Source organism: Bradyrhizobium sp. CCBAU 45389 (genome assembly GCF_028128625.1).
GTDB classification, from domain to species: domain Bacteria; phylum Pseudomonadota; class Alphaproteobacteria; order Rhizobiales; family Xanthobacteraceae; genus Bradyrhizobium; species Bradyrhizobium liaoningense_B.
Genome location: NZ_LBIY01000091.1, coordinates 141,839 through 156,799, shown reverse-complemented (window position 1 = coordinate 156,799; position 14,961 = coordinate 141,839). Strand labels below are relative to the sequence as shown.

The window sequence follows — 14,961 nt, the reverse complement described above, 5'->3', positions numbered from 1 at the left end:
CGAGCATGACGACGGCAAGGCGCGGGACGAAGGTCCCGGCACGATGGCGGCTGCTGGCGTGCGCCCTCACTCTTCTCGCAGGCTGTTCGAAGGAGCCGCTGACGGCAGATCCCGACGTCGCCATGCCGGCACCGAAGCAAAGCAGCTTCAGCCAATTCCACACCACGCAGGCCCATGGCGCCAAGGCCCCGCTCCGGCTCGAGATCGAAGCGCGCGTGCCCGCGGAGCTCGGCGAGGTGCTGGCCTTCTACCGAAGGGAGCTCGGAAAGCGCGGCTGGCAGGAGAAGCCGGACGACGCGGTGATCGCCGCCGATCGCGTGCAACTGGCCTTCGCCTCCCCAAAGGGACCGGCCACCCTGAAGCTTGGCCGCGCCAAGGGCGAGACCACGGTCAGCCTGGCGCAAAGGAATCCGGAGGCCGCGGCCGAGGCCAATGTCCTGCCGACATCAGGACAAGCGCGGCTGATATTCGGCTACCTAAGGCCAGACGTGGCTTCGCTTGTGATCAACGATCAAACCATTGAGATCGCTGGCGGCGAAAATCATCCACAAACGCTGGATCTGCCGCCCGGCACGTATTCCTACGAGCTGCGCGCGTGGGGCCTTCTGCTGCGCACCGATACCGTCACCCTGGCCTCAGGCGAGGCCTGGAGCCTCAGCGACGACAAGAAGCCGTCCCAGATCTACTGAACCAAGTAGCCTGTTCCGGGGCGCCACGGCGGCTCGGAACAGGCCTCTGCGCCCCGCAAAAACCACGCCTTCCAGAGGCCCAAAACGGCGCCTCGAATCGGGCTTTTCGCGAGCCTCCGAATCGGCCTTCAAAAGCCTTGAAAACCGGCAGAAAAACCCTATCTGCTCAAAGGGTTGCCGGAAGATACTTTGCGCTAGGCGCAAGCGGTCTTTCATGGCACAAATAGCTCGCAAATCAGCGCCTTTTGCGCCGCTGATTCGGGCGACATTTCGAAGGCCTCTCATGACAGAACCTGCTCGGCAGCCCGCTGCCGAAAACGAGCCCTCCAATCCGAGCGAATACGGTGCGGAATCGATCCGCGTGCTCAAGGGTCTCGACGCCGTCCGCAAGCGCCCGGGCATGTATATCGGCGACACCGACGACGGCTCGGGCCTGCACCACATGGTGTACGAGGTCGTCGACAACGCGATCGACGAGGCGCTCGCGGGCCATGCGACGCGCGTCGACGTGATCCTCAACGCCGACAATTCCGTCACCGTGCGCGACGACGGCCGCGGCATTCCCGTCGACATCCACAAGGGCGAAGGCATCTCGGCGGCCGAGGTCATCATGACCCAGCTCCACGCCGGCGGTAAGTTCGACCAGAATTCCTACAAGGTCTCCGGCGGCCTGCACGGCGTCGGCGTCTCTGTCGTCAACGCGCTGTCGAGCAAGCTCGGCTTGCGCATCTGGCGCGACGACAAGGAGCACTACATCGAGTTCGCCCACGGCGATGCCGTCGCACCGCTGAAGGTCGTGGGCGACGCGCCGGGCAAGCGCGGCACCGAGGTGACGTTCCTGGCCTCGACCGAGACCTTCAAGAACATCGAATATGATTTCGCCACGCTCGAGCATCGCCTGCGCGAACTCGCCTTCCTCAATTCCGGCGTCAACATTGCGCTCTCCGACATGCGCCACGCGGTCGAGAAGCGCGAGGAGATGTACTATTCCGGCGGTGTCGAGGAGTTCGTCAAATATCTCGACCGCAACAAGAAGGCGCTGGTGCCGACGCCGATCATGGTGCGTTCGGAAGCCAACGGCATCGGCGTCGAGGCCGCTTTGTGGTGGAACGACAGCTACCACGAGAACGTGCTGTGCTTCACCAACAACATCCCGCAGCGTGACGGCGGCACCCATCTGGCCGGCTTCCGCGGCGCGCTGACGCGCCAGGTCAACGGCTATGCCGAGGCCAATGCGAAGAAGGAAAAGATCGCGCTGACCGGCGACGACTGCCGCGAAGGCCTGACGGCCGTGCTGTCGGTGAAGGTGCCGGACCCGAAATTTTCGTCGCAGACCAAGGACAAGCTGGTGTCCTCGGAAGTGCGTCCCGTGGTCGAGAACGTCCTCAACGAGGCGCTCCAGGCCTGGTTCGAGGAGCACCCCTCCGAGGCCAAGATGATCGTCGGCAAGGTGATCCAGGCCGCCGCCGCCCGCGAAGCCGCGCGAAAAGCGCGTGAGCTGACGCGGAAGAGCCCGCTCTCGGTCTCCTCGCTGCCCGGCAAGCTCGCCGACTGCCAGGAAAAGGATCCGGCCAAGTCCGAGCTCTTCATCGTCGAGGGCGACTCGGCAGGCGGCAGCGCCAAGCAGGGCCGCAACCGCGAATTCCAGGCGGTGCTGCCGCTGCGCGGCAAGATCCTCAACGTCGAGCGTGTGCGCCCCGACAAGATGCTGTCGTCGGAACAGATCGGCACGCTGATCACCGCGCTCGGCACCGGCATCAGCGACGACTTCTCGGTCGAGAAGCTGCGCTATCACAAGATCATCGTGATGACGGACGCCGACGTCGACGGCGCCCACATCCGCACGCTGCTGCTCACCTTCTTCTACCGGCAGATGCGCGACATCATCGACGGCGGCTATCTCTATATCGCCCAGCCGCCGCTCTATAAGGTCTCGCGCGGCAAGTCCGAGCAGTACCTGAAGGACGAGCGCGCGCTGGAAGATTATCTGATCGACGCCGGTCTCGATGACTGCGTGTACATCCCCGGCACCGGTGGCGATCGCTCCGGCCGCGATCTGCGCGCGCTGGTCGACGATGCCCGCGTGGTCCGCAGCATTTTGCGCAATCTGCACAGCCGCTATAACCGCAAGGTGGTCGAGCAGGCCGCCATCACCGGCGTGCTGAACAAGTCGATCTACGGCAATCCGGAGAATGCCGCGGCTGCCGCGCAATACATCGCGAGCCGCCTGGACAACCAGGCCGAGGAGGTCGAGCGCGGCTGGGTCGGACAATTCGTCGAGGGCCAGGGTTTCCTGTTCGAGCGCACCGTGCGCGGCGTCAAGGAATCGGCTGTTATCGACGACGCGCTGCTCGGTTCGGCCGAGGCCCGCAAGCTCGACGAGTACACGACGAAGCTTCAGGACGTTTACGCCCGCTCCGGCAAGCTGCGGCGCAAGGACAGCGAGCACGTGGTCCACGGTCCGTCCGACCTGTTCGAGGCGGTGACGGATTCGGGGCGCAAGGGCATCACGCTGCAGCGCTACAAAGGTCTCGGCGAGATGAACCCGGAGCAGCTGTGGGAGACCACGCTCGACACCGAGGTGCGCTCGCTCTTGCAGGTGAAGGTCAAGGAGGTCGACGAGGCCGACGACATCTTCACCAAGCTGATGGGCGACGTGGTCGAGCCCCGCCGCGATTTCATCCAGGAACACTCGCTGAGCGCGACGATCGATATCTGAGGCTGGTGGCTTTAGGTCTGATCTGCTAGCCGAGCTCTCGCTGCACGTCTCGCGGCTTTGCCGCCTTTGCCCACCTACGGCACCTGTGCAAGCCCGTGAGGCTGTCCCCCGCAAGCGGGGGAGGAAGCGCAGCGAATTCCTGGCAGAAGCATCTGTTCCCACTGCCCCCCTGAACCTCACCCTCCGCAATCGCGACGAAGTGGCGTAGGCCCATCGGCCGCGTGCCACGTTGCCGACGCGAATTTCACGCAGCTCGCTGGACGAGGGCGCCGGAGCCAATGTGGAGCCGGCGCGATGGACCTGAAGGCAGATCTTGGAAGAGGTCCGAGCGACATGTTGCCGATTTTAGCCGAGCAGCGCCAAATGTACGTGCAGCAGGTCTTCGAAATGGCCGAACTCTTCGGCTTCGAAACCCGCAACAAGTATCGCATCCGCGATGAAAATGGCCGCGATCTGCTCTATGCGGCCGAACAGCAAAAGGGAATTCTCGGCTTCCTCGGACGCCAGGCATTTGGGCATTGGCGCTCTTTTGAGGTTCATTTTTTCGACGGCGCCCGACAGCCGGTCATGCGCGGGATTCATCCCTTCCGCTGGTTCTTTCAGTGTCTGGAGCTGCGTTCGCGCGACGGCCGCCTCATCGGAACCATCGAGCGTCAGTTTTCGATTCTCACCAAGACCTTCCATGTGCACGATGCGCAGGGGAGAGTGGTGCTCGAAGTCAGTTCGCCATTTTGGCGCGTATGGACCTTTCCGTTCATGCGCGGAGGGCGAGAGCACGCGCGCGTTGCGAAAAAATGGTCCGGCCTCGGCGCTGAACTTTTCACCGACCGCGATAATTTTCTGGTGGAGTATCTGGAACGCAGCCTGACAGAAGATGAACGAGCGCTGGTTCTTGCGGCTGCGATCTACATCGATCTCATGTATTTCGAAGTCAAAGGCGAGGGCGGCGCAATCAATTTGTTCCGCAATTGAAGCCCCATGTAAGCTCTCCGGCTTGCGGGAGAGGAAGCAGATCACCGTCGCGGCAACACCGAGCAACCGGGCTAGAGCCGCAGCCCCTGAACCTCACCCTCCGCCATCACGACCAAATGGCATGAACCCAGCGGCCAATTCCGGCCGGGACAGCGCCACGCCATGACCGCCTCCGCAACCAGCCCTGCCCTCCCCTCCCGCCGTCTCGGCGTGATCGGTAGCATCGTCGGCGTGCTGGCGCTGATCGCGGCCGTGTTGCCACATTGGGTCATCCCGGTGATCTACCCGCCACCGCCGGCGGACAAGGTGATCGTCGATACCGGCCATCGCCTGAAGGATCGCCTGATCGCGCGCGTCAAGGGCGTCGAGTACCAGGCCCCGCCGCGGGAGAAGTCGACGGGAAGCCAGCTGAGGGAGGCGTCCTCGATCGGCGCGATCTCGCTCGGCCTGCTTGCCATCCTGCTCTCGGTCCTGGCCCTCGTGTTTCGCGAGGAGAGGCTCCTTTCAGGCGTCGCAGCCGCGCTCGGGGCCGGCGCCATTGCCGTCGAAATCTCCTTCCTGGCCATGGGCGTGCTGATGCTGATCGTCATTCTTTATGTGGTGGGAAATATCATCGGACTGCTTTGACGGGCGCCTGCCACGAACTCAGGTCCTCATCCTGAGGAGCCCGCGACAGCGGGCGTCTCGAAGGATAGCCGGGGGCGAAAGCCGGGCCTCTGATGGTTCGAGACGCGCGTTCCGCGCTCCTCACCATGAGGGTCTGGCGGCGTCTCCAAGGCCGGCAAGCAGGCTCCGAATCGCGCCCTGCACAATTGCTACCGCGCTCAATTCCCTATAGTTTCCGCCTCCAAAGCAGCCCGCCCCAACCCATCAGGACGGAGAGATCCCCGTGGCGCCCATCCAGTACATCGTCGAGGGCGGTCACCGGCTCTCGGGCTCGATCGAGCCGTCCGGCAACAAGAATTCGGCGCTGCCGATCATCGCCGCCGCTCTGCTCACCGAGCATCCGGTGACGCTGGAGAACGTGCCCCGGATCCGCGACACCGAGACGCTGGTCGAGCTGATCCGCTCGGTCGGCGCCTCCGCGGAATGGACGGGGCGCAACACGCTTCACATCCATGCCAAGAGCATCCGCGCCGCCGACCTCGACCCCGAGCTGTGCGTCCGCATCCGCGCCTCGATCCTGCTCGCCGGTCCCCTGCTCGCCCGCTGCGGCGAGGTGATGCTGCCGCCGCCGGGCGGCGACGTCATCGGCCGGCGCCGGCTGGACACCCATGTGCTGGCGCTCGAACAGCTCGGCGCGAAGGTCACCGCGACCGACCGGCTCGAATTCCGCGCGGCGAAGCTCGCCGGTGCCGACGTGTTCCTGGACGAGCCGAGCGTGACCGCGACCGAGAACGCGCTGGTGGCGGCGGTCGCCGCGGACGGCGTCACATATTTACGCAACGCCGCGTCCGAGCCGCATGTGCAGGACCTTGCCAACTTCCTGGTCGCGCTCGGCGCCAAGATCGAGGGCATCGGCACCAACACCATGGTCATCCATGGTCCGGCGACGCTGGGAGAAACGACCTACCGGATCCAGCCCGACCATATCGAGGTCGGCTCGCTGATCGGCCTTGCCGCCGTGACGCGCTCGCAGCTTCGCATCGTGCGATCGGGCGTCGAGCATCTGCGCTCGATCCGCATGGGTTTTGAGCGGCTCGGCATCGTCTGCCGGGTCGAGGGCGACGATCTCATCGTGCCATCCAATCAAACATTGAAGATCCAGGACGATTTCGGCGGCCATGTGCCCAAGCTCGAGGACCAGCCGTGGCCGGCCTTCCCGGCCGATTTGATGTCGATCGCGATCGTCACCGCCACGCAATGCGAAGGCGTGATCCTGATGTTCGAGAAGATGTTCGAATCCAGGATGTTCTTCGTCGACAAGCTGATCGCGATGGGCGCAAGAATTGTTCTCTGCGATCCTCATCGTGCCATCATCGCAGGCCCCAGCCGCCTGCGCGGCGCATCGATGATCTCGCCCGACATCCGCGCCGGCATGGCGATGCTGCTCGCCGCCGTCTGCGCCGAGGGCACGTCCACGATCAACAACGCCGACCAGATCGAGCGCGGCTACGAGCGCATCGAGGAACGGCTGAACGCGCTGGGCGCGAAGATCAAGCGCGTGCCGGAACGGAAGAGCTGAGGGCTTCTTCCTTCTCCCCTTGTGGGAGAAGGTGGTGCCCTTCCCACAGTATCGTAGGGTGGGCAAAGCGAAGCGTGCCCACGGCTTCCGTGCAGCATTTGACAGGTGGTGGGCACGGCGCAAGTGCGCCTTTGCCCACCCTACGATTCCGAGCTAGCGGATAGAGCATCCCACACCCATCTCGTGCCCCGGACGCAGCGCAGCCCATCGGTGATGCGCTGCTGGCTTCTGGGTCCCGGCTCTGCGGAGCAGCGCTACGCGCTGCACTGCGTCCGGGACACGGGCCATGTTTTCGACGTGTGGCTGTGCTAATGAGCCGCCATGCTCGACACCGTCCAACATCATGCGCAGCCGCAAGCCGGCGTGCCGCAAGGCCGTCTCGCCGACGAGTTCGTCGAGACGCTGCGGCTGGCCGTGCCGATGATGCTGACGCAGCTCGGGCAGATCGCGATGATCACGACCGATCTCGCGATGATCGGTCACCTCGGTGAGAGCGCGGTCGCCGCCGCCGCGCTGGCGCACACTGTGTATTTCGTCAGCTTCACCTTCGGGCTCGGCCTGATGTCCGCGGTGTCGCCACTGGCGGCGCAGGCGTTCGGCGCCGGCGATGTCAGGCGCATCCGCCGCTCCCTGCGCGTCGGGCTGTGGGCCGCGCTGCTGATCTCGCTGCCGATGATGGCCTCGCCGCTCTATGGCGAGCAGATCCTGCTCGCGCTCGGTCAGGTGCCGCAATCGGCCGCGCTGGCGCAGCGCTACCTGAACGGCCTTGCCTGGGGCATCGCGCCGGCCCTCGGCTTCATCGCGCTGCGCAGCATGATGAGCGCGGTGAACCGGCCGCAGGCGCCGCTGTGGATCACGGTCGCAGCGATCCCGGTCAATGCCGTGCTGGTCTATGCGCTGATCCACGGCCGGTTCGGGCTGCCGGAGCTCGGCCTGTTCGGTGCGGGGCTTGGGACCACGCTGGTCAATCTCGGCACCTTCCTCGCCGCGCTCGCGATCGCAGGGCTGCGCAAACCGTTCGCCGACTATCATCCGCTCGCCCGTCTCTGGCGGATCGACTGGCCCTTGATGCGCCAGCTCGTCGCGGTCGGCGCGCCGATCTCGTTTTCCCTGCTGCTGGAATACGGCCTGTTCTCCTCGGCCGCGCTGCTGATGGGGCTGATCTCGACCACGGCGCTCGCCGCGCACCAGATCGCGCTCCAGGTCACCGCCGTGCTGTTCATGGTGCCGCTGGGCATCAGCATGGCGGCAACGGTGCGCGTCGGCCACGCCTTCGGCCGCGACGACATGGTCGCGGTGAGGCGCGCGGGTCTCGTCGCAGCGGTGCTCGGGATCGCGTTCGTCTCCGCCCTGACCGTCGCGATCGTGCTCGGCCGCTACGAGCTCGGACGGCTGTTCTTCGGCCGCGGCGAGGCCAGCGCGGCAACGGTGGAGCTGACGGCGACATTGCTGCTGGTCGGCGCGAGCTTCTTCATCGCCGACGGCCTCCAGACCATCATGGGCGGGGCGCTCCGCGGCATCAACGACACCCGAATGACGCTGGTGTTCGCAGCGATCGGCTATTGGTGCGTCGCCTTTCCCGTCGCCTGGGTGCTGGCTTTCCACGCGGGACTGGGCGCGGTCGGCGTCTGGATCGGGTTCTCGATCGGCTCGTTCGTCTATGCCGGCCTGCTGATCTTGCGCTTCCGGATGCTGGCGCGCAAACTGGCGGGATGATCGGGACGGTCCGCGAAGTCACTCCCAATGTCGACGCCGGCGCGGTGCTGGCGGGCGCGCAGTTCATCGATGCGTTTCGCGTCGAGATCGGCGCGGCGAGGATCGATGCGCGCGAGGCCTGCGTCCGGATGGTGCTGCACGGACCGCGCTGGATCGACGTGCTGCTGCGGCTGCGCAACATTCTGGTGACGCCGTTCGGGCTGAAAACCTCGGGCGAAGGCGCGCCGGCGCCGCACGGCCTGATCGGCCTGTTTCCGGTGGTGAGCGAGACGCCGGAGCAGCTGGTCGCGGGCTTCAACGATTCTCATCTCGACTTCCGCCTCGTCGTCGACGTGACGGGCGATGCCGCGCGCCGCCAGGTGACCTCGACCACGCTGGTGCGCACGCACAATCTTCTGGGCCGGACCTATCTCGCGCTGATCATGCCCTTCCACAAGCTCGTGGTCCGCAGCATGATGGGTCGCATCGTGGAGCCGGCCCGATGACGCTGTCCGTCGACCTCTTCTACTCCTACCGCAGTCCCTTCAGCTATCTGGCGCTGCCCAAGACACTGAAGCTGGTCAAAGAGTATGATCTCGCAGTGAACCTGCGTCCGGTCTATCCGCTGGCGATCCGCGTGCCGGGCTTCTTCAAGAAAACCAATCCGCAATTCATCCGCTACGTGGTCCTCGACAGCACGCGCGTGGCGGAGCATGAGGGCATTCCGTTCCGCTTTCCCCGGCCCAATCCGGTCGTGCAGGACCTGACGACGCTCGAGGTCGCGGCCGAGCAGCCCTACATCCATCGCCTGACGCGCCTCGGCGCCATGGCGCAGCTCGAGGGACGCTCGCTCGTCTTCACTGACGCGATCGCCGCGTGCTGTGGGACGGTTCGGTCTCGGGATGGAACGAGGGCGACCATCTCGCGCGTGCTGCCAAAGCCGCGGGCTTCGATCTCGCCGCGATGGATGCAGCGATCACCGCCGACCCGGATCGCTATGAGCAGGTCATCGCGGAGAACGAGAAGGACCACGCCGCCTCGGGCCATTGGGGCGTGCCGACCTTCGTGTTCGAGAACGAGCCGTTCTTCGGCCAGGACCGCATCGACCTGCTGCTCTGGCGCATGCAGGGCAAGGGCCTCGCGCGGCGCCGGCCCGGCTGACGTGAACCGGTTGCTTCGAGCGAGCGACTGAGACGTGGCGCCCCGATGCCGGCGGCGCCTTCGGAGGTCGCATGCATCTGGCAAAGTTCTTCCATCGCCCGCCCGGCGACGACGATCGCGAGCTGATGCTGATCGTGGGCAATGATCCCATGGTGATCGGCGTCCGCATGAACCGGGAGGACGATCCGGACTCGGAGCAATATCTGCGCGAGGACTTTTCCGACATCGAGGACGCCGCCGCGGCGTTCCGCCGCCATGCCGCCGAGCTCGTTGCGTCCGGCTATGTCGAGACTGATCATACCAACTACACGCTGCGCGACCTCGGACCTGATCCCCAGGCAAAGCCGGACTGGCAGAAGGGGCTCGATGAGCTGATGATCCTGGTGCTCGGTTCGCCGCTGGCCGAGCAGGCGAAGCAGATCGCAGCGCTCAGGGGCACGCCGGCCGAGCACGAGCCGCTCTATCTCTTGCTCGTCGCCGATCACGGCAAGACCGCAGGCGAGGACTTCGCGCAGACCCTGCGCTATGCCGAGCAGGCACGCGATGCGCTCAACGCACGGCGGGCCGCCGGACAGGCGCATTATGCATGGTCCATCTCGGAGCGAGACCTCGAGGGAGAGATCCTGGAGTTGCTGAGCGGCCTCTATCTTCTCGCCAGCAATCCGGCCGCTGCGCTGGCGATCGTCGAGCATTTATGCCGGACCGCCCCGAGCCATGATCGCATTCGCCAGCGTGCCGAACTTCTCTGCGGCTTCTTTCCCGAGCGGCGGGAGGAGGCCTTCGACGACGCCTATCAATGGTCGCGCTTCGGCGGCTACGACGTCATCATGCTGTTTCCTGAATATGCGGAATATGCAGCGCGGCGCAAGGCGGGGACATCGGCCAAGGGCTGGCGCTGGAGACCCGCCACGCCGGTCAGCGACGCGGATATCAGCGCCGCGGAGCAGACGCTCGGCGTCCGGCTGCCCGACGACTATCGCGACTTCCTGCGGACCCGGGGCGAGACCGAACTGCTGGTGCGCCTGCCCGAATCCTCCTCCGAGCTGCGCTTCTATGCGCCGGGCGAGCTCGCCGCGCAGCTGCGCAATGTCCTCGACTTCATCGCCTATTCAGAGGACGAGCTCGAAGAGGCCTGCGCCTATTTCCGGAAGGCGTACGGCGTCTCATTGAAGCATCTGATTCCGATCGCCGAACCCTCGCAGGTCACCCGCTGCCTGCTGCTCCATCTCGAGCCCGGCGAGCGCTATGGCTGGTGCTTCCAATGGGATCACGACGGCGCCTGGGAATTGGAGCAGAAGCAGCCGAGCTTCGACATCGCGCTGAAAGCGTTGACGGACGGCATCGAGCGGCGCGACGCAACGCAGCTCGCGTTCTTCGATCTTTAGCACTCTATTTTGACGCGTTTTCTTCGCGAACCGGCATCCACTTCGCTTGAAAGCGCTCTGCTTACTCCGCCACGCGCACGGACTTGTCGGTTGCGATTTCCGACCATTCACCGACGACACGGTCGAGATCGCAGAGATTCTGGTGCATCTGCTCCAGGGAGAAGCCGAGCGCGAAGAAGCGCTCGGCGGTGTCGCCGGGATGACCGCGGATCAGGCCGTCATGACGGACGGATGCGACCGCCTCGGCGTAATGCTGAAGCGCGACGTGCACGGGATGGATCGGCGGCGCTCCGGCGCCCTCGCGCAAGGCCGCGGCGGCCGAGCGCAGGAAGCGCGCGATCACGGTCGAGACCTCATTCAGGGGCGCTGCAAGCCGCATCTGCACCTCGACCGGCAGCGGCACCACCGTGGCGCGGCCGATCATCACGACGTCGTGGCGCAGCCGCAGCACGGTGCGCAGCAGCGGGCCGGTGTCGGGCCCGCTCGACAGCCGCGCGGCACGCTCGCGCTCGGCCTCGGCGCCGATCGCATTCATGCCGACCATCGCCGTGCCGATGCCGTCCTGGATAAGGTGCAGCGCGTCGTTGTCGCGGCCGCGCGTCAGGCCAGCGAGCAATTCGGTGAGGGCATCGGCGATCAGCTCGAGCAATTGCGCGGCGGCGGCACGAATCTGCCGCACCGCGCGCGAGGGCAGCACCAGGAACGAGACCAAGAGGCCCGTGATGGCGCCGACGCCGACCTCGCTGACGCGGTCGATCGCCGAGGTCATGGGATCGGAATGATGCATGGTCGGAACCAGCAGCACGATCACGGCGGTCACGGTGGCGGCGCTCAGGCTCGGATTGATCGCGGCGATGAAGGCGAGCGGGGCGACCGACAGCACGAGCAGACCGAGCAGGCCCGCCTCGCTCGAATAAGGGATCATGATCGCAATCGTGCCGCCATAGATGGCGCCGCCGATCGTGCCCAGCACGTAGTCGCGCGTCGCCTTCAGCGAGCGGCCGACGCTCATCTGGGTCACGATCAGCGAGGTCAGCACCGCCCAGAGCGGCAATAGCAGATGCAAAGCGGTGGCGATGGCATAGGCCGCGGTCGCGGCCACCGTGACCCGGATCGCGAGCCCCAGCTGAGTTCGCCGCGACCGGATCAGGTCGAACACCTTCCCTGCGAATGCCATGCTCGACTATCCCGGTCCGTTCCTCATACGCCCAGGCAAAAGCATAGCTGATGCCCGCGGCCGCAAGGCCGCTTGAAAGGCCAAATCAGCCCGCCTAACTTGCCCGCCAAAACGAGGAAACACGATGGCCCACGAAACCGCAACGCTCGCCGCCTACGTCTTCAACCTGAAATACCAGGATATTCCGGCGGAGGTGCTGGAGCGCGCCAAGGTGCTGACGCTGGACTTCCTCGGCAGCGCCATCCGGGCACGGCGCGAGGCGGAATCGACCCCATCGATGCTGAAGATGCTGGAGGCGCTGGCGCTCGACACCAAAGGCGAGTCCACCGTGTTCGGCGATACCAAGACCTGGACGCCCGCGGTCGCGGCGCTCCTCAACGGCGCGCTCGGCCACTCCCTCGACTTCGACGACACCCACGCCGATTCCTCGCTGCATCCGAGCGCGCCGGTGGTTCCAGCCGCCTTCGCCGTCGGCGAGATGGTGGGTGCATCGGGACGCGACGTGCTGACCGCCATTGTTGCGGGCTATGAGGTCTGCTGCCGGCTCGGCAATGCGCTCGATCCGACCTCGCATTATGCGCGCGGCTTCCATCCGACCGCGACCGCCGGCACCTATGGCGCCGCCGCGGCGGCCGGCAAGCTGTTCGGCCTCGGCGAGCAGCAGCTGATCGCCGCGTTCGGCGTCTCCGGCAGCCAGGCCGCGGGCTCGCTGCAATTCCTGATGAACGGCGCCTGGAACAAGCGCTACCAGGTCGGCGCCGCCGCGATGAACGGCGTGATCGCCGCGACGCTGGCGCGCAACGATTTCGTCGGCGCGACCGAATCGGTCGAGGGCAAGCACGGCCTGCTCGCCGGCTACACCGACGACGCGCATCCGGACAAGGCGGTGGCCGAGCTCGGCAAGACCTATGAGACCATGAAGATCGGCGTGAAGCCGTATCCGAGCTGCCGCTACACCCATGCCGCGATCGACGCGCTGATCGCGATGCGGCGCGAGCACAATCTGACGCCGGACCAGATCAAGCGCGTCGAGATCGGCCTGCATCGCAACGGCATCACGCTCACCGGCGATGCCGCGACCAAGCGCCACCCGCGCTCGATCGTCGGCGGCCAGTTCTCGATGTTCTTCACCGGCGCGCTCGCGCTCGACCAGGGCTCGTTCGGCTGGGATGACTATGGCCGCCTTGGCGACGCCGCGATCGACGCGCTCGCCGACAAGTTCGACGTGGTCCAGGACGATCGCCTCGAGGTCGGCCGCACCCATCCCTTCGGCGCGCGCGTCAGCATCACCACGGACGACGGCGTCCATGAGCGGCTTTATGCCGATCCGTCCGGAGAGCCGACCTCGTTCCCGGATACCCAGGCGATGCAGCAGAAGTTTTTGACGCTGGCCCGCCCGGTGCTGAACGCGCGCGCGGAGAAGTTTGCCGATGCGATCATGACGCTGGAGCGGTTCGACCGCGTGGCCAAGGCGACGGAGTTGGGGAGGTAAGAGCTAGAGCCGCAGCCGCTTCTCACCCTCCCCTGGAGGGTAAGAAAGACCTCAATTCACCCCCGCCATCTTTCCCTTTTCGCGCGTCGCCGCCACCACGTCGCGCACCAGATCGAACACGCCGTCGGCTTGCGGCGGCGCGTTCGGCGAGCGCCCCATCCGCACGATCACCAGTTTCTCCGAGGGGATCACGATGGTGTATTGCCCGATCGTGCCCTTGGCGAAGAAGGCATCGCGCGGCCAGCCATGCTCCACGCGAAATTTTGCGCCAAAGCTGTCGCCCTGGTTGGTCCAGAAGCCGGCGCCGATGCCGACCCACGCGTTTGGCGTCGCCGTCGCGGAGTAGTTCACCCAGCCCTCGGGGAGGATGCGTTTGCCGCCGGCAACGCCGTCATTGAGATAGAGCTGGCCGAAGCGCGCCCAGTCGCGTGCGGAGGCGAGCATCTCGCCCGACCCTTCGATCGTGCCGGAGCCATCGAGCTGGAGCACGACATGGCGCATGCCGAGCGGCGCGAACAATTCGCGGCGCGCGAAGCGCAGCGCGTCTGCGGGACTGCCGCCGGCAGCAACGCGGATCAGGTGCGAGAGGATGAGGCTATTGCCATCATGATAGTTCCACGCGGTGCCGGGCGCGGTCTCGAGCGGGATGGTCTCGGCATAGGCGGCCATGTCCTTCTCCACGAACTTCATCCGGTTGACCGGCTCGAAGGCGGAGCCGAGCGAGGCCTCCAGCGAGCTGCCGAGCGCAAGGCCCGCGGTGTGGCGCAGCAGCTGATCGACGGTGATGGCATGGCGGGGATCATCGGGATCTTTCCAGGCGGCGACCGGCGCGGGTCCATCGAGCTTCAGCCTGCCCTGGCGCACCAGCACGCCGATCAGGGCGGAGACCACCGATTTCGTCATGGAGAAACCGAGCAGCGGCGTCTCGGGGCCGATGCCGTCGGCGTAGCGCTCGGCGATGACGCGGCCGGCCTTCATCACGACGATGGCGCGGGTGCGGCGGTGCGGCGGCTGCGCGGGTTCAGTGAAGGCACGATCGAGCGCGGCGGCCAGTTCGGGGCTTTGCGGCGGAACGACCGAGGGTGCCGCGATCTCGGGCAGCAAGCCCGGCTGCCTGTCGTCCGCCGGCGGCTCGACGGCAATTCCGGCGCCGTGGTCGAGCGTGCAGCCGAGGCCTTCGCGATAGACCGCGTGGCTGCGACCGATGCCGAACAGCGTGACCGTGACGTCCTTGCGCACGCGATCGACCCGGGTGTCCATCGCCCAGGTGATGAGGCTGGTCCCGGGCATGGCGTCGGTGGTCTCGGTGAAGTTGCGTACGGGATCGAGGCCGGAGACGAAGGTCTCGGAGCAGAGGATGTCGGCAACGAAGCCGGTCGCGACCTTCGGGACGTCCCGGGCCCGGGCGGCGGCGAGCGCGAGGCCGGCGGCGGCGGCGATGGTGGTGGTGATGAGGATGATCTTGCGGCGGCGGGTCACGGGCTTT

The 14,961-nt window shown here is 66.0% G+C and carries 11 protein-coding genes and 1 pseudogene; 10 read left to right on the top strand and 2 right to left on the bottom strand.

The annotated features are described in order from the left end of the window. The first annotated feature begins 5 nt into the window (after positions 1-5). The 9 genes and pseudogenes from XH79_RS21980 (at position 6) to XH79_RS21940 (ending at position 10,806) form a co-directional block, all read left to right on the top strand. Positions 6-689, top strand: coding sequence for a hypothetical protein (locus XH79_RS21980; RefSeq protein ID WP_271582891.1), 684 nt, complete (start codon positions 6-8; stop codon positions 687-689). A 283-nt stretch (positions 690-972) separates the two neighbouring features. After that, entirely contained in the window at positions 973-3,408 is a 2,436-nt protein-coding gene (gene gyrB / locus XH79_RS21975) for a DNA topoisomerase (ATP-hydrolyzing) subunit B (protein WP_271582890.1), read from the top strand. 294 nt (positions 3,409-3,702) lie between these two features. Beyond that, positions 3,703-4,380 (top strand): phospholipid scramblase family protein, encoded by a 678-nt coding sequence (locus tag XH79_RS21970; protein ID WP_260387238.1) that lies wholly within the window; start codon positions 3,703-3,705, stop codon positions 4,378-4,380. A gap of 162 nt (positions 4,381-4,542) precedes the next feature. After that, positions 4,543-5,007, top strand: coding sequence for a hypothetical protein (locus XH79_RS21965; protein ID WP_212340278.1), 465 nt, complete (start codon positions 4,543-4,545; stop codon positions 5,005-5,007). A gap of 262 nt (positions 5,008-5,269) precedes the next feature. Continuing rightward, positions 5,270-6,565, top strand: coding sequence for a UDP-N-acetylglucosamine 1-carboxyvinyltransferase (gene murA, locus XH79_RS21960; RefSeq protein WP_271582889.1), 1,296 nt, complete (start codon positions 5,270-5,272; stop codon positions 6,563-6,565). A 321-nt stretch (positions 6,566-6,886) separates the two neighbouring features. After that, a complete protein-coding gene (locus tag XH79_RS21955; protein WP_271582888.1) occupies positions 6,887-8,281 on the top strand; it encodes an MATE family efflux transporter in 1,395 nt (464 codons plus the stop codon). After that, positions 8,278-8,766: a DUF2867 domain-containing protein gene (locus XH79_RS21950; protein ID WP_271582887.1), complete on the top strand. Its 489-nt coding sequence runs from the start codon at positions 8,278-8,280 to the stop codon at positions 8,764-8,766. The genes XH79_RS21955 and XH79_RS21950 overlap by 4 nt, the downstream gene beginning before the upstream one ends. Beyond that, positions 8,763-9,421 (top strand): annotated as a pseudogene (locus XH79_RS21945) (2-hydroxychromene-2-carboxylate isomerase). Before XH79_RS21950 ends, XH79_RS21945 begins: the two are co-directional and overlap by 4 nt. A gap of 71 nt (positions 9,422-9,492) precedes the next feature. Next, a complete protein-coding gene (locus XH79_RS21940) occupies positions 9,493-10,806 on the top strand; it encodes an SMI1/KNR4 family protein (protein WP_271582886.1) in 1,314 nt (437 codons plus the stop codon). 61 nt (positions 10,807-10,867) lie between these two features. On the opposite strand, the gene XH79_RS21935 is transcribed toward XH79_RS21940, so the two are convergent. Next, on the bottom strand, positions 10,868-11,983 hold the full coding sequence (locus tag XH79_RS21935; RefSeq protein ID WP_271582885.1) for an FUSC family protein: 1,116 nt from the start codon (positions 11,981-11,983) through the stop codon (positions 10,868-10,870). Positions 11,984-12,107: 124 nt separating this feature from the next. On the opposite strand from XH79_RS21935, the gene XH79_RS21930 reads away from it, so the two are divergent. Continuing rightward, the gene (locus XH79_RS21930; protein WP_271582884.1) at positions 12,108-13,475 is read left to right on the top strand and encodes an MmgE/PrpD family protein; all 1,368 of its coding nucleotides are present in this window, start codon (positions 12,108-12,110) and stop codon (positions 13,473-13,475) included. A 51-nt stretch (positions 13,476-13,526) separates the two neighbouring features. On the opposite strand, the gene XH79_RS21925 is transcribed toward XH79_RS21930, so the two are convergent. After that, positions 13,527-14,954 carry a serine hydrolase domain-containing protein gene (locus XH79_RS21925; protein ID WP_271582883.1) on the bottom strand — a complete coding sequence of 476 codons (1,428 nt, stop codon included), beginning with the start codon at positions 14,952-14,954 and terminating at the stop codon, positions 13,527-13,529. Between the last annotated feature and the right edge of the window lie 7 nt (positions 14,955-14,961).

Bases quoted from the DNA above. Each gene is read 5' to 3' on its own strand.
- XH79_RS21935 (WP_271582885.1), bottom strand. From the start codon at position 11,983: ATGGCATTCGCAGGGAAGGTGTTCGACCTGATCCGGTCGCGGCGAACT.
- XH79_RS21950 (WP_271582887.1), top strand. From the start codon at position 8,278: ATGATCGGGACGGTCCGCGAAGTCACTCCCAATGTCGACGCCGGCGCG.
- XH79_RS21965 (WP_212340278.1), top strand. From the start codon at position 4,543: ATGACCGCCTCCGCAACCAGCCCTGCCCTCCCCTCCCGCCGTCTCGGC.
- XH79_RS21955 (WP_271582888.1), top strand. From the start codon at position 6,887: ATGCTCGACACCGTCCAACATCATGCGCAGCCGCAAGCCGGCGTGCCG.
- XH79_RS21940 (WP_271582886.1), top strand. From the start codon at position 9,493: ATGCATCTGGCAAAGTTCTTCCATCGCCCGCCCGGCGACGACGATCGC.
- XH79_RS21970 (WP_260387238.1), top strand. From the start codon at position 3,703: ATGGACCTGAAGGCAGATCTTGGAAGAGGTCCGAGCGACATGTTGCCG.
- XH79_RS21930 (WP_271582884.1), top strand. From the start codon at position 12,108: ATGGCCCACGAAACCGCAACGCTCGCCGCCTACGTCTTCAACCTGAAA.
- XH79_RS21980 (WP_271582891.1), top strand. From the start codon at position 6: ATGACGACGGCAAGGCGCGGGACGAAGGTCCCGGCACGATGGCGGCTG.
- gyrB (WP_271582890.1), top strand. From the start codon at position 973: ATGACAGAACCTGCTCGGCAGCCCGCTGCCGAAAACGAGCCCTCCAAT.